This is a genomic window from Flavobacterium sp. T50_26, assembly GCF_057652995.1.
The window spans coordinates 1-13,663 of sequence record NZ_JBYFCC010000042.1; the positions used below are offsets into that span (position 1 = coordinate 1).

General features: G+C 34.1%; 15 protein-coding genes and 1 tRNA gene. 5 read left to right on the forward strand and 11 right to left on the reverse strand.

Translation table 11 applies throughout. The annotated features are described in order from the left end of the window. Window positions 1-583: 583 nt before the first annotated feature. A tRNA-Pro gene (locus AC23MC_RS16090) sits at window positions 584-661 on the reverse strand. Between the two features lie 165 nt (window positions 662-826). On the opposite strand from AC23MC_RS16090, the gene trxB reads away from it, so the two are divergent. Next, complete coding sequence (gene trxB / locus AC23MC_RS16095) at window positions 827-1,774, forward strand: thioredoxin-disulfide reductase (protein WP_487569356.1); 948 nt, start codon at window positions 827-829, stop codon at window positions 1,772-1,774. 125 nt (window positions 1,775-1,899) lie between these two features. On the opposite strand, the gene AC23MC_RS16100 is transcribed toward trxB, so the two are convergent. From AC23MC_RS16100 to AC23MC_RS16120, 5 genes are all read right to left on the reverse strand, one after another. Continuing rightward, window positions 1,900-2,736 (reverse strand): GIN domain-containing protein, encoded by an 837-nt coding sequence (locus AC23MC_RS16100; RefSeq protein ID WP_487569357.1) that lies wholly within the window; start codon window positions 2,734-2,736, stop codon window positions 1,900-1,902. A gap of 202 nt (window positions 2,737-2,938) precedes the next feature. Continuing rightward, window positions 2,939-3,679, reverse strand: a complete 741-nt coding sequence (locus AC23MC_RS16105) for a head GIN domain-containing protein (protein WP_487569358.1) — start codon at window positions 3,677-3,679, stop codon at window positions 2,939-2,941. 2 nt (window positions 3,680-3,681) lie between these two features. Next, on the reverse strand, window positions 3,682-5,415 hold the full coding sequence (locus tag AC23MC_RS16110) for a PspC domain-containing protein (protein ID WP_487569359.1): 1,734 nt from the start codon (window positions 5,413-5,415) through the stop codon (window positions 3,682-3,684). Window positions 5,416-5,420: 5 nt separating this feature from the next. Then, window positions 5,421-5,750, reverse strand: coding sequence for a PadR family transcriptional regulator (locus AC23MC_RS16115; RefSeq protein ID WP_112086973.1), 330 nt, complete (start codon window positions 5,748-5,750; stop codon window positions 5,421-5,423). Window positions 5,751-5,840: 90 nt separating this feature from the next. Beyond that, window positions 5,841-6,266 carry a DUF4870 domain-containing protein gene (locus AC23MC_RS16120; RefSeq protein WP_248433414.1) on the reverse strand — a complete coding sequence of 142 codons (426 nt, stop codon included), beginning with the start codon at window positions 6,264-6,266 and terminating at the stop codon, window positions 5,841-5,843. Between the two features lie 142 nt (window positions 6,267-6,408). Here AC23MC_RS16120 and AC23MC_RS16125 point away from each other — a divergent pair, with 142 nt between their 5' ends. Continuing rightward, window positions 6,409-6,864 (forward strand): DUF4442 domain-containing protein, encoded by a 456-nt coding sequence (locus AC23MC_RS16125; RefSeq protein ID WP_487569360.1) that lies wholly within the window; start codon window positions 6,409-6,411, stop codon window positions 6,862-6,864. A 94-nt stretch (window positions 6,865-6,958) separates the two neighbouring features. Beyond that, window positions 6,959-7,864: a TIGR01777 family oxidoreductase gene (locus AC23MC_RS16130; protein ID WP_487569361.1), complete on the forward strand. Its 906-nt coding sequence runs from the start codon at window positions 6,959-6,961 to the stop codon at window positions 7,862-7,864. Window positions 7,865-7,918: 54 nt separating this feature from the next. Here AC23MC_RS16130 and AC23MC_RS16135 read toward each other — a convergent pair whose 3' ends face one another. Next, window positions 7,919-8,578 (reverse strand): YceI family protein, encoded by a 660-nt coding sequence (locus AC23MC_RS16135; protein ID WP_487569362.1) that lies wholly within the window; start codon window positions 8,576-8,578, stop codon window positions 7,919-7,921. Between the two features lie 179 nt (window positions 8,579-8,757). Here AC23MC_RS16135 and AC23MC_RS16140 point away from each other — a divergent pair, with 179 nt between their 5' ends. Both AC23MC_RS16140 and dnaJ read left to right on the forward strand, forming a co-directional pair. Then, window positions 8,758-9,333: a nucleotide exchange factor GrpE gene (locus tag AC23MC_RS16140; protein ID WP_487569363.1), complete on the forward strand. Its 576-nt coding sequence runs from the start codon at window positions 8,758-8,760 to the stop codon at window positions 9,331-9,333. A gap of 57 nt (window positions 9,334-9,390) precedes the next feature. Beyond that, complete coding sequence (gene dnaJ / locus AC23MC_RS16145) at window positions 9,391-10,503, forward strand: molecular chaperone DnaJ (protein ID WP_487569364.1); 1,113 nt, start codon at window positions 9,391-9,393, stop codon at window positions 10,501-10,503. Window positions 10,504-10,895: 392 nt separating this feature from the next. Here the strand turns inward: dnaJ and AC23MC_RS16150 are convergent, their stop codons facing one another. From AC23MC_RS16150 to AC23MC_RS16165, 4 genes are all read right to left on the reverse strand, one after another. Further along, window positions 10,896-11,531 carry a hypothetical protein gene (locus AC23MC_RS16150; protein WP_487569365.1) on the reverse strand — a complete coding sequence of 212 codons (636 nt, stop codon included), beginning with the start codon at window positions 11,529-11,531 and terminating at the stop codon, window positions 10,896-10,898. A gap of 234 nt (window positions 11,532-11,765) precedes the next feature. Then, entirely contained in the window at window positions 11,766-12,206 is a 441-nt protein-coding gene (locus tag AC23MC_RS16155; RefSeq protein WP_487569366.1) for a hypothetical protein, read from the reverse strand. A gap of 58 nt (window positions 12,207-12,264) precedes the next feature. Next, entirely contained in the window at window positions 12,265-12,711 is a 447-nt protein-coding gene (locus AC23MC_RS16160; RefSeq protein WP_487569367.1) for a hypothetical protein, read from the reverse strand. Window positions 12,712-12,817: 106 nt separating this feature from the next. Further along, window positions 12,818-13,423 carry a hypothetical protein gene (locus AC23MC_RS16165; RefSeq protein WP_487569368.1) on the reverse strand — a complete coding sequence of 202 codons (606 nt, stop codon included), beginning with the start codon at window positions 13,421-13,423 and terminating at the stop codon, window positions 12,818-12,820. Between the last annotated feature and the right edge of the window lie 240 nt (window positions 13,424-13,663).

Below are 13,663 nucleotides of genomic sequence, written 5' to 3' on the forward strand. Positions count from 1 at the left end.
ACACCTTATATCGACATCTATAAATTTGCAAGTTAAATAATTAAACTTTTTGTTGTAATTCATCATAGAATACGCGGTTCATTGCCATCAAAGTAGTTTAAAAGAAATTAATATCAATTTAGTTTTCAGTCACAGTCACAGTTCACGCAATCTTGTCTTTCCGTCCGAATCTCTTTTTCAAGTTTCAAGTTTCAGGTTTCAGGTTGAGAATTGTTCAAAAGAAAATGTTCGCCTAACGAATCTGCTAAAATCCATTATAGCGAAGCTATCAAATCTGTAAAAATCTGTTTAATCTGTCAAATCCGTGTGCCATTGATAAAGCTTCTTCAGTCGTAATCAAAAGTTTTCAAAAACTTCGTGCCTTTCCTTCTTCGTGGCAAAACCAAAAAATCCCTCCCACGAAGTGGAAAGGATTTTTGTGGTCGGGGTGGCAGGATTATTCCATGAACCTGAATATAGGAAATGTTGCTCACCAAAATCCTTTGAGCGTTGCTCTGAGTTATTTTTTGCTTTCCAACCTTACAAGCAAGCTTGACGGCTCAAAACCAAAAAATCCCTCCCACGAAGTGGAAAGGATTTTTGGTGGTCGGGGTGGCAGGATTCGAACCTGCGGCCTCCTGCTCCCAAAGCAGGCGCGATAACCGGGCTACGCTACACCCCGCATTCAAAACTCGAATGAGGGTGCAAATATAGAACTAAAATTAGTTTTACCAAACCTAATTTTAAATAAAATTATACTATTCAAAAATTATTAAAACTAATCAACAATTAAGTATTAATTTTTATTTAAAACTTACATTTGCAACGAAATTTAGAAATCAAAATTATGTCTGATACAATAGAAAAAGTAAAGTGCTTAATAATAGGTTCAGGTCCTGCAGGTTACACTGCTGCGATTTATGCTGCCAGAGCCAATATGTTTCCCGTTTTATACCAAGGAACACAACCTGGTGGTCAATTAACAACGACCAACGAAGTGGAGAATTTTCCAGGTTATCCTGATGGAGTGACGGGACCGGAAATGATGGTTCAATTACAGGAACAAGCCAAACGTTTCGGAACGGATATTCGTGACGGATGGGCAACCAAAGTTGATTTTTCGGGACCAATTCATAAAGTTTGGGTGAATGATACCAAAGAAATTCAATGTGAAACAGTGATTATTTCTACCGGAGCTTCAGCGAAATATTTAGGATTGCCATCTGAGCAACATTATTTGCAAATGGGTGGTGGCGTTTCTGCTTGTGCGGTTTGTGATGGATTTTTCTACAGAAATCAAGAAGTGGTAATCGTTGGAGCAGGGGATTCGGCTTGTGAAGAAGCTCATTACTTATCAAAATTATGTAAAAAAGTAACGATGTTGGTGCGAAGCGAGAAATTCCGTGCGTCAAAAATCATGGAAGCGAGAGTTCGCAAAACCGAAAACATTGAGATTTTATTAAATACTGAAACTGTTGAGGTAAAAGGTGACGGACAAGTTGTAAGCTCCGTTTTAGTAAAAGAAAGAACAACAGGCGTAGAAACTGAAATTCCGGCTACAGGATTTTTCGTAGCGATTGGACATAAACCAAACACCGACATTTTTGCAGATTATTTAAACCTTGACGAAACAGGATATATCCTCAATGTTCCGGGAAGAGCATTAACCAATGTAGAAGGTGTGTTTGTTGCCGGAGATGCTGCCGATCATGTTTACAGACAAGCAATTACTGCAGCCGGAACCGGTTGTATGGCTGCGTTGGATGCTGAACGTTATTTGGCGAGTAAAGAGTAAGTAGTTCAACCTCTCTAATAAAGATAAGCCACGAATTCCACTAATTTACACGAATTAATTTGTGTATGTTAGTGGAATTCGTGGCTTTTACTTTAATAATTTATGTTCAGAAAATTGACTGAAAGTTATTTTAGTAGTTTTTTGTTGAGTGAAGATTCGTCTGCAAATCGTTTGATTTCGATGGTTGCGTTACCGTATAAATTTGTTTCGGATTTGCCGGAAGATTCTAAAAGGAGTTTTGTGGCAACTTGAACACTGTTTTTTGAACTTCCTTCTGCAATAACTGAAGCTGTTTGAGCAACCAAATTTTTTCCGATAAAATCGGAGTTGTTATCCATTCTTAGTTTTAAATCGTTGATGTCGCCTTCAATGTTGGCGGTAGCTTTTTGATACATATCGCATTTAAAATTGGAAGAACGAACTAAGGCTTTTACGTTTGTATTTTTGCTTAATTCAAAAATAGCATCATCGGATTTTAGGTTGATTTCAATTTTTGATTTATCGTTGGCAATCAATGTGAAATTGGCACAGTCTGCGTTTAAAAATAAACGTGAATCGTCATAGCATTTGAATGTAACTTGGCTAAGTTTTACATCGGCTAGGGCCGTTACATTGGCTTCTCCTTTGGCAACTAACATTTTAAAATCATCAGTATAGGTTATGCGGATACTGGTTTTCTTGGCTCCGGAAATATTGTGGACTAATCCGATGCGAAGGGTAGTTCCGTTTAGTTTGATGTCGAATGATTCGTGCGTGTTGTCGTCTGCTTCAATTTCGATGGAAGGTTGATCGCCTTTTACGATAAAAACGTCAATTTCATCTTCTACTTCTAGGCTATCGAAATTACCGATTTCTTTTTGTGAGATGGTTACAATTTTGGAGGCTTTGAGTTTTTCTTTTTTTTGACTCCACGTTACGGTGGAAAAAAGAATAGCTGCGAATAGGATTAGAAATTTTTTCATTTTGATGTGGTTTATAGAGCAAATATAAAAAAACATCCCGATTATTGGTCGGGATGTTTGTTAAGATATGATTTTTTGCACGCTTTTAGTAGCCTATAGTTCACTTTCTAGCCCTGACCGACCGGTTATCCTACGCTTTTGCGTGGATAATAGGGAGGGCAGGAACATGGACGGCATAGAAGCCCAAGCCATTCGCTCCTAATTAATTTGAACGAACTGAACCGCCAGATGTGGTTACTTTGGTCACTGTTTTAGGTGTGTTGTGGTATTTTATATCGCTTCCGCTTGATGCTTTTGCGTCTAAACTCAAGATGGGATGCACATCGATGGAACTTCCGCTTGATGATTTGGCAACCACATCATTGGTTTGCAATTCATCGGCTTCGATGTTGCTTCCGCTGGACGATTCTGCTTCGAGTTTTAGGGCTTTTCCTTCGACTTCAATTTCGCTTCCGCTGCTGGAATCGCAAGTGATTTTTTCGGCTTCAACATTTATTTTAATTTCGCTTCCGCTGGATGATTTTGTTTCAAGCGAACTCACAACGAGTGTGTTTTTGCTTTTTAGAGAAGCTCCGCTGGAAGTTCTAAGTGATTCGATGTTTGGTAAGGAGACAAATACGGTTTTGGATTTGGTGTTTTTGACACTTTTTTCCATTGCGATTTTAAGAGTTCCGTCTACTATATCGGTTGTAATTAAGTCGATAATATTGTCATCGGCTTTTACTTCAATTGAAACAGCATCACTTTGGGTTACTTCTACGTCGATTCCGTTTGATACTTCGATGTTTGTGAATTCACCGGAAACAGGTCGGTTCACGGTTGTCACGTTTCCACTTCCTTTGACTGCATCTCCTAAATCAATAGAGTATTGACAAGAAGCGAATAGTAAAGTTGTGATTAACGCTACAATGGTTTTTGTAAGGTAAACTATAAACTTGATCATGGTTAGTTTGTTTTTATGATTACACCTTCTTTATTGATTTCTAAACCTTTGAAATCTCTTTTTTCTTCCGATTTATTAGTCTCTTTAATATGTATGCCATCGCGGTTAATTGTTACAGTTGAAGTGATAGAATCTTCTGTGGAATTTAACTCAACGTCGTTGTATTCGTTTTCTTCAATCGGGCAGTTCAAACATTTGATTTGGTCTTTGGATACTTTGTAAAAGAAATTATCTGAACTAAAATGTAAATTGAAAAAATGGTTACCCGATTGATCGAATTGTTGTACTGAACTGTCAGGTCTGATGATTGTGCCTTCGGGTAAGTAAAGAAACAATTCAACTTCTTGACTTCTGTATTTGTTTTTTAAATCGGTGATGAAATAATTGTCTAAAATTAATTTATTTCCTTCAAATTTAAAAGCATAATTTATTTTTTCTGCTCTTTTCTTGGCTTCAGTCATTGATTTTCCTTCTGCTCTTTTTTCAATTTGCAAATAAGGTTGTGCTTCATCGGTATAAATAAGTTCTATGCTGATGTCGTTTGAATAGATGATATCGTTACCATTCTCATCTTGAGTCACTTCAAAATCATTATAGTGAAAACCTTTGGCATAATAGTCGTTGAATTTAAACTGAATGTTTAATGTATCATTTGGCATCAGATTTAATGTTTCTTTTTGCACAATCTTACCGTCATACGCAATTTCTGTTGCTTGTTTTATACCGAATGAAATTAAAATTCCTACTGCAATTAACCATAATGCTAATAACGTGTACTTTGCAACATTTCCGATTGATCTCATATTGGTAATCAGCAGTTTTAATCCTAAAATAAGAAGGAAGAAAAACGGAATTCCAATGGCAAGAATACCAAGTATAACTACTAACCAAATAGGGAATTCGCTTACGATTACTGCATCATAATAACTTTGCCATGGCATGTCTACAAAAGTGGTTGAACCGAATGTAAACCCACCTATCAATATGCTACCCAGCACAAATATGGAAAATATTAAAATGATTGCTCCAATAAATTTAGCGAAAATATTGAAAATTGTCATGAATACTTCACCTATTGCAGAACCTACTTTTTCTGCTCCGGATTTAGCTTGGTTTCCCATTTTTGCATAATCAGCATTTTCTACTTTATCTGAAAAAGAGGCAAATTCTTCACGAACTTTTTTTTCGATATTACTCAAATTTACCGGTTCTCCGGTCATTTGAAGTTTCTCGGTAGTGGTTTGTGCTTTTGGGATTAAAATCCACAATAAAATGTAAAGCAAGATTGGAAATCCAACTCCGGCAATTACGATTAACACTAACGCTAAACGAATCCACAACGCATCAATACCAAAATAATGACCTAAGCCGGCAGAAACTCCACCTAAAATGTTCTTATCAATATCGCGGTATAATTTTTTGGACGATTTTGTTGTGTTATTAAAGTTAGATTGCGTAGCTTCTCCTTCTTCTTCAATTCTGTAATCTTCGGGTTGACCCATTACGGCGATCATAGCATCAACATCTTTGAGGTTGATTACTTGTTTATCTGCTTCTTTATTTTCGGTAAAAATTTCCGAAATTCTCATTTCGATGTCTTTCATAATTTCATCTTGACCGGATGAGTTAGAAAGCGAACGTTTTATAGCATCGAAATAACGATTTAATTTTTGAAAGGCATCTTCGTCTATGTGAAAGAATAAACCTCCTAAATTTATATTTACTGTTTTGTTCATGACGATTATTTTTGATTGGTTATGGTGTTCACAGCGTTTGATAATTCTCCCCAAGTGCTGTTTAGTTCGGTTAAAAATTGTTTTCCTATTTCGGTGAGTGCGTAGTATTTTCTAGGCGGTCCCGAAGTTGATTCCTCCCAACGATAGTTGAGTAATCCGTCATTTTTTAATCTGGTTAGGAGCGGATAAACTGTACCCTCCACAACCAACAATTTAGCGTTTTTCAAGGTGTCTAAAATTTCAGAGGTATAGGCTTCTTTTTCCTTTAAGACAGAAAGTATACAGAACTCTAAAACACCTTTTCGCATCTGGGCTTTTGTGTTTTCAATATTCATAATTCATGATAAGATTTTTAGTTTAACTAATTCGTTTTTTTGATTTGATTGATTTGCCTTTCGGCGATGATTGATTGATGATTGAAACTCTTATTTGATAAAATTAATTGTAAACGGATATTTGTAAACCGATCCTTCGTTGGCTCTCACGGTTCCTAAAATGACCAAAATAAATTCTGCGATGGTCCAAATTCCCAAAACGGATAATGAGATAATTCCGGCTGTGATTAAATCAATCGGAATAACATCGCCACCTGCATTTTCAATTTCGATGTAGTTTGCTATTGAGCCAATAAAAAAGATACCTAATACAATGGCAATAACAATACTGTATGCCAAAATACTTAAATGAAAATTGACAACTGCTTTTCCGTTTTCATCAACATATTCTGATTGATGTTTCTTTGTTTGCCAAATAATCAAGGGAACTACTATTCCTGCAAAAGGAATAAGATACTTTGCAAATGCACTTAAGTGCAATAATGCCGCTGTTGTTTTTTCGTTTTGTGATGTCATAATTAAAAGTATATAATAATATCCTATGCAAATATATGTCTAAAAGAAGGTATTGTGTTACGCATAGTACCTATATTTAACATAAAATTAACAATTTAAAATTATAAAAATAAAGCTTATATTTACAAAAAATTCAGTGTTTATGCAGTTTACAGCCGGAAATATCAATACATTTTTATTTTTCAAATTACCTTCCGCTTTTTGGTGCGGCGTTAGGGCAAAATCGTTGGATAACGACCAATGTACTGTAACAGTGAAGCACCGATGGTTTAATCAAAACCCATTTAATTCGATGTATTTTGCAGTGCAAGCGATGGCTGCCGAACTTTCAACGGGAGCTTTAGTGATGTATCAAATTAAGAAAAGCGGAAAGAAAATCTCCATGCTTGTAGCAAATAATAAAGGTAACTTTACCAAAAAAGCTACCGGAAGAATCACTTTTGTTTGCCAAGACGGACATTTAATCGAGCAAGCCATTCAACAAACAATTGCCACTGGCGAAGGTCAAACCTTTTGGATGAAATCCATCGGGAAAGATGAAAAAGGTGATCAAGTTTCTGAAATGGAATTTGAATGGAGTGTGCGTATAAAACAATAATTCATTCATATTGTATTCGTTAACAACCCTTAAACTAATCCTAATTAACTTTACTTTTAGACCGATTGCCTGTAACTTTGCATAAAAATAAGCTATGAAAATATTAATCACAGGTGCTACTGGACTGGTTGGCAAAGAATTGATTGCCCTGTTATTAGAAAACGGAAATGAAATTCATTACCTCACAACTTCTAAATCTAAAATCGAAAGTAAACCCCATTATCAGGGTTTCTATTGGAATCCTGAACAAAGTTTTATTGATGAAAATTGTTTGATGGGAGTCGATGCTATCATCCATTTGGCCGGAGCAACCGTGTCAAAACGATGGACAACTAATTATAAACAGGAAATTATTGAAAGCAGAACACTTTCGTCTAATTTATTGTACACGTGTTTAAAAAATCATCCCAATCAAGTGAAACAAATTGTTTCTGCTTCTGCGATTGGAATTTATCCTGACAGTCTAACGCAAATTTATACTGAAGATAATAAAAGTGTTGACAATAGTTTTTTAGGTCAAGTTGTGGTAAAGTGGGAGGAAAGTGTTGACGTTTTTAGCCGTTTAAATATCAAAGTTTGCAAACTTAGAACTGGTTTGGTTTTAGCCAAAAAGGGCGGAGCATTAACCGAAATGCTAAAACCCATCAAAATGGGATTAGGTTCTCCTTTTGGTTCAGGAAAACAAGTGCAATCGTGGATTCACGTGGAAGATTTAGCCAAAATGTATCTCTTCGCCATTCAAAACCAATGGGAAGGAACATTTAATGCCGTGGCTCCAAATCCTGTAACCAATGCCGAATTAACAAAAGCAATCGCCAAAACCATAAATAAACCGTTATTTATGCCAAATATCCCCAAGTTTGCCATGAAATTGGTGTTAGGAGAAATGCATCAGCTTTTATTTTCAAGTCAAAATGTGAGTGCAACCAAAGCAGAGAAAAACGGATTTCAATTTCGTTACCGCGATTTAACAAAAACATTAGATAACTTATTAGCATAAAAAAAGCTCCTCGTAATTGAGGAGCTTCTTGTTTAAAGTAAGATGAAGTAATAATTATTTCGTAGCAGTAACACTAACTTTTAATTCGATTTCGTCATCAACAAATTTATCTTTTAAATCATCAAAAACAGATTTTGAAGCATAATTCACACTCCATTCTGTTCTGTTAATTTTGAATGATTCACTGTTTAAAGTCAACGTGTTTTCATCAACAGCAATTGTAGCCGGGAAAGAAACTGGTTTTGTAATTCCTTTTAAAGTTAAGTTACCTGAAACTGTAGTAACTGCATTAACTGTTTCAACAGAAGTAATTTCAAATGTTCCTTCTGGGAATTTTTTAGTATTGAAGAAATGATCAGCATCTTCTTCTTTTCCTAATCCTTTCAAGTGACCTTCTAAATCTTCTTTTCCGTCACCCGCTTTTAAGTCTAAAACAGTAATGCTGTTCATGTCAATTGTAAATTTACCGCTTTCAACTTTTCCGTTGTTTAAAGCCAATTCTCCACTTGAAAGAGCAATTGTTCCATTATGTTTTCCTGCCGGTTTAGAACCAACCCACTCGATAGTAGATTTTGTAGCATCAACTTTGTATGTGCTGGCAGTTTCAGTAGCAACAGCTGCGTCAACCGGTTCAGTCGTTTCTGCTTTTTCGTTTTTACAAGAAGTTAAAGAAAGTGTAGCTAATACTACTAAGCTTAAAATGATTTTTTTCATAGTTTTTTAGATTTAAGTTTGAACAAAAGTAGAAAACCAACACGCACATTTTTCTTAAAGAAATATTAAATTTTGGTTATTTGATTTTAAAGTAGTGAGTTGAAAAAATAATTTACGCTGACAATTTGACATTTTTAAACAAATGGCAGTACTTTTGCAATCCAAAATCCATCAACAAAATGTTCAAAAAATTTTTTAAGAATATGAATCAGGAGAATACAGATAATATCGAAAAGGAAATTAATGAAAATGAAGTTTCAACCGAGCAAACGCAAGAGAATTCAATACCTCCGGCTGAAGAATTGACAAACGAAGAAAGATTGGAAGAAGAGTTAGCCAAAGAAAAAGACAAGTTTTTACGCCTTTTTGCCGAGTTTGAAAATTTCAAAAGAAGAACAGCCAAAGAAAGAATGGATTTGTTTAAAACTGCCAATCAAGAAGTTTTGCAAGCCATGTTGCCGGTTTTGGACGATTTTGACAGAGCGATGGTGCAAATTGCCAAAACGGAAGATGAGTTGTTGTTAAAAGGAGTGGAATTGATTCACGAAAAATTGAAATCAACGCTTGTTTCCAAAGGATTAGAGCAAGTTGACATTAAGGCAGGCGACGATTTTAACGCCGATTTTGCTGAAGCAATTACGCAAATTCCTGCTCCATCGGATGATTTGAAAGGTAAAATTGTTGATGTGGTTGAAAAAGGATATAAATTAGGTGATAAAATAATCCGTTTTCCTAAAGTTGTAATTGGTCAGTAATGATTTATTGCGACTTTTCTTTGTGGAAAAGGAATTGAAAATTTGGAATTTTAAACTATGAAAAAAGATTATTACGAAATATTAGGCATCTCCAAAAGTGCTGCTGCAGAGGAAATTAAGAAAGCCTATCGCAAGAAAGCAATCGAGTATCACCCTGATAAAAACCCCGGAAACAAAGAAGCTGAAGAAAATTTCAAGAAAGCTGCTGAAGCGTATGAAGTTTTGAGTGATCCGAACAAAAAAGCAAAATATGATCAATACGGTCATGCTGCTTTTGATGGAAATGGCGGATTTGGCGGCGGTGGCGGAATGAATATGGATGACATATTCAGTCAGTTTGGTGACATTTTTGGTGGTGGTTTTGGCGGTTTCAGCGGATTTGGCGGTGGCGGAGGTCAGCGACGAATGAAAGGAAGCAATTTGCGAATTAAAGTAAAACTTACTTTAGAGGAAATTGCAAACGGCGTTGAAAAGAAAGTCAAAGTAAAACGTAAAATTCAAGCTCCGGGTGTCTCTTATAAAACGTGTGGAACGTGTAATGGTTCCGGTCAGGTTTTGAGAGTAACCAATACCATTTTGGGTAGAATGCAAACGGCAACTACCTGTCCAACCTGTGGTGGAGCCGGACAATCGATTAGTTCTAAACCGGCGAATGCCGATGCTCAAGGAATGATTTTGGAAGATGAGACGGTATCAATTAAAATTCCGGCAGGAGTGGTGAATGATATGCAATTGAAAGTTTCCGGAAAAGGAAACGATGCTCCGGGCAACGGAATTCCCGGTGATTTGATTGTTGCGATTGAAGAGGTAGAACACGAATTTTTGAAACGTGAAGGCGAAAATCTTCATTATGATTTATACATCAGTGTGGCCGAAGCGGCTTTGGGTGTTTCCAAAGAGATTGAAGCCGTGGGCGGAAAAGTGCGAATTAAACTGGAAGAAGGAATTCAGTCCGGGAAGATTTTGCGATTAAAAGGAAAAGGTATTCCGAGTATTAATTCGTATGGAAATGGTGATTTATTGGTGCATATAAATGTGTGGACACCAAAGACTTTGAACAAAGAACAACGCCAGTTTTTTGAGAAAATGCTCACGGATGAGAACTTCATTCCGCACCCTGAAAAAACAGACAAATCTTTTTTTGAAAAAGTTAAGGATATGTTTTCATAATTTGAAAAAAATATTTACATTTGAACTTTACTAGGAAACTAGTAGATTCTTTTTCATAGCAATTTTTCCCATCCTTGTGCAAATAAGGGTGGGTTTTTTTTTGGTTTTGTTTTGCCACGAAGAAGGGAAGGCACAAAATTTTTTGGGGATTGCTTTTGGTTGGTTTTTGTTTTGGCTTTGCCACGAAGCAAAGAAGGCACAAAGTTTTTGGTGAATGAGTTTTGCTTGTTTTTGTCTTAAAGTCTTTCTTCTGTGCAGATTGTTCACCGTCTCATTTCGACGATAGGAGAAATCACATAAAGTAAATAACGAATTATTTGCTCAACGATATGTGATTTCTCCTGCGTCGAAATGACACAAGTGTGGGAATATTTATCTAGTCAACACTTGAATCACTCCATCAATCCTCGCTTTCCGAAAAGTGAAACGCTCTTTTGTTTTGGAATTATTTCAATTTCTTTGATGTTTAATTTTTCCAATGTTTCTAAAAGTGTGTTTTCTGAATAACTAGTTATTGAATTGTTAACTTGTAAAAGTGGTTTTTCACCGATTTCATTTTGCAATTTTTTTTCTTCAATAAAAAGTTTTACGTTATATTTTTTTTCTCCTTTTTCATTGATAGTGTAATGATTATTTTCTATAATTTTAAAATCATTTTCTCGAATTATTTTCCAGAATTTTTCAGCCCAATGCCCTTTATCCCAAATTTCTTTTTTACTATTTAAAGTAGCTTCGATTATTGATTTTTCAGTTTTTTGATCAATTAGTATTTCTAAAAGAAAAATCATTTCAATTGACGATTCTGCTGTTTCAAATCTCTTTAAAAAGGTTGAATTAAAATCATTTAAACCTATTTCGCTTTCTTGAGCTTTTTTTATAAAGTTCCATAAAGCTAACGATTCTAATTTTTGAATACTATCATTGAATGCTTTTTCAAATTCTAGTTTAGGAAGTTTTTTCATTTTCTCAATACTTTCATTTTGAGAAAAAGTAAAGAAAGGGATGAATAAAAAAAATAGTATTTTCATATGGTTTTTAAATTTTTACTTACAACGATTTAAATAAGTTTATGTTGTTGTGGTTCAGTATGCGATTACGAAGAACATTGTTGACCGTGTCATTTCGACGAAGGAGAAATCACATAAAGTAGAAAACGTAGTATTTGCTCAGCGTTATGTGATTTGCTTCGCCTGTTCGCTGTAGCTCGGGTCTCCTGCGTCGAAATGACACAGATGGGAAATTTTACAATTAAATATCAGTTTTTAAGCCTCACCATTTTCTATATAAAAATAGCAATCTTTTTGGGTTAGATTTACTTTGACTTGAAAAAAGCAATTTCCTCCATCGAGTACATTTAGAATGAAAGTAACGTGACTTGGGTCATAATGACTTTCGCAGAAAAAATTAATCCAAACTAATTTTTCGCCATTTGAGTTTTCTGCGGCAACATATTGCCTGTAATATTTATGTTGCTCAAGATTCTTTAAGATTTTAGGTTGTATGATATCTTCCAACTCTAAAATTTCCTCGAATGTTAGTGTTGTTGGTTTTGCATTTTCAAATAATGGATATTTTGCATTTGGGTCATATGTAATAATAGTGTAATGATTTAGTGTATCTACTTCAATTTGCTTTTGAGAAGTTTTGCAACTAACAAGGGAAAAAAGAATAATTGTGAAGAAGAAAAGAATTTTTTTTTTCATACGGATATTTTTTTATGCGAAGAATGAGACTTTGAAGAGAGGGTAGAAATTTTGTAACCTAGTTCTCCAATTTAGATCCGCATAATTTTGCAAGTTGAATAAAAATATTTTTTACTTCAACAGCCTCATTTTCATCTACATAATAATTATATTCATATCTATCTTTGTAATCCATATACCAAAAACCATTTTCAGGAGTTTCTTTTAAACTATAATTCTTACCGGTCAAAAATACAATTGGACAATAAAGTTTAAATTTATTAAATTCAATAATTACTTTTTTTGCACGACTAAAATCAATTTCTGTTTCTACAATTGTCGGCTGGTCATTTAGTTTTCTCTTTGTTTTTATTTTTAATATTGTTCCTTCAAGATTTAGGCTTAAAAAATTGTTTCCGTGTTGTGAAATTTCTTTTTTTCGAATAAATTCTAGGCATTCAGTTTTAGTTTGTGAAAATGAGTTTAGTGTAAAAAGTAGAAATAGTCTTAATAAAATTAATTTCATAAAATATGTGTTTTTATAATTTATGTTTGCTTTGAAATTATTTGTTAATTTTTATTCTCAAACGAGAATACAAGTTTAATATATATGTTTGAATGTGCCAACTTTATTAAATGCATTTCTTTGCTAATATTTTTGATTCATTATAGAGTTTGTTATTAATTTTAGAAATTGGTTTTAAAAGATTCCAATAATCATTTTTCAATTGAATTTCGTCATTTTCGATTCTATTGTTTCGAACTTCATCATAATCTTCATTAATATCATAATCAATAGCTTTTCTAAATTGTGTTTTTTTTATTATTTCAAGATCTGAAATAATACCAACAGTATCATTAGATGCTAAAGTTAAATATTCATTGATAATGCCAAAATATTCAGCTATTCTTGCACCTATACTTTTCTCAGATATTCTACACTCTGATTGACTTCTTAAGTGTTCATCATAATATCTTTTGCTATATTCATTTACTGTATTTTCTTTTCTATGACAAAACCACCAGTAATTTGCGTGCGTTTTAAACATTGCTAATTCCCTTAGTTCATTAAAAAGATGTTGCTCTATTTCTTTACTTTTGCTCGCAAGAAATATAATTTTTTCTCTTTTTTCTCTTCTAGATTTTAAATATTCAGTCATAAGTTGTCCAACTATGACTAATAGTCCACCAATTAAAGCTGATATAAGATTCTGAAAAGTAATCGAATCACTAGACATAAGAATAGAATTTAGTTAATGTTATTGTTTTTTCTCCTTTCATACACAAACTTATTATACTTAACAACTTTAATATTCCCGCTAATATATCAAATTTCCAACAAATTAACATTCTTTATAAAAACGATTTAAAAACAAAACACAAATTCTCTCCCTAGCACTTACCCGCGTATTCTATGATGAATTACAACAAAAAGTTTAATTATTTAACTTGCAAATTTATAGATGTCGATATAAGGT

Coding starts and splice junctions, on each gene's coding strand:
- AC23MC_RS16125 (WP_487569360.1), top strand. CDS start 6,409: ATGCAGTTTACAGCCGGAAATATCAATACATTTTTATTTTTCAAATTA.
- AC23MC_RS16120 (WP_248433414.1), bottom strand. CDS start 6,266: ATGACATCACAAAACGAAAAAACAACAGCGGCATTATTGCACTTAAGT.
- dnaJ (WP_487569364.1), top strand. CDS start 9,391: ATGAAAAAAGATTATTACGAAATATTAGGCATCTCCAAAAGTGCTGCT.
- AC23MC_RS16100 (WP_487569357.1), bottom strand. CDS start 2,736: ATGAAAAAATTTCTAATCCTATTCGCAGCTATTCTTTTTTCCACCGTA.
- AC23MC_RS16115 (WP_112086973.1), bottom strand. CDS start 5,750: ATGAATATTGAAAACACAAAAGCCCAGATGCGAAAAGGTGTTTTAGAG.
- AC23MC_RS16130 (WP_487569361.1), top strand. CDS start 6,959: ATGAAAATATTAATCACAGGTGCTACTGGACTGGTTGGCAAAGAATTG.
- AC23MC_RS16135 (WP_487569362.1), bottom strand. CDS start 8,578: ATGAAAAAAATCATTTTAAGCTTAGTAGTATTAGCTACACTTTCTTTA.
- AC23MC_RS16110 (WP_487569359.1), bottom strand. CDS start 5,415: ATGAACAAAACAGTAAATATAAATTTAGGAGGTTTATTCTTTCACATA.
- AC23MC_RS16150 (WP_487569365.1), bottom strand. CDS start 11,531: ATGAAAATACTATTTTTTTTATTCATCCCTTTCTTTACTTTTTCTCAA.
- trxB (WP_487569356.1), top strand. CDS start 827: ATGTCTGATACAATAGAAAAAGTAAAGTGCTTAATAATAGGTTCAGGT.
- AC23MC_RS16160 (WP_487569367.1), bottom strand. CDS start 12,711: ATGAAATTAATTTTATTAAGACTATTTCTACTTTTTACACTAAACTCA.
- AC23MC_RS16165 (WP_487569368.1), bottom strand. CDS start 13,423: ATGTCTAGTGATTCGATTACTTTTCAGAATCTTATATCAGCTTTAATT.
- AC23MC_RS16140 (WP_487569363.1), top strand. CDS start 8,758: ATGTTCAAAAAATTTTTTAAGAATATGAATCAGGAGAATACAGATAAT.
- AC23MC_RS16105 (WP_487569358.1), bottom strand. CDS start 3,679: ATGATCAAGTTTATAGTTTACCTTACAAAAACCATTGTAGCGTTAATC.
- AC23MC_RS16155 (WP_487569366.1), bottom strand. CDS start 12,206: ATGAAAAAAAAAATTCTTTTCTTCTTCACAATTATTCTTTTTTCCCTT.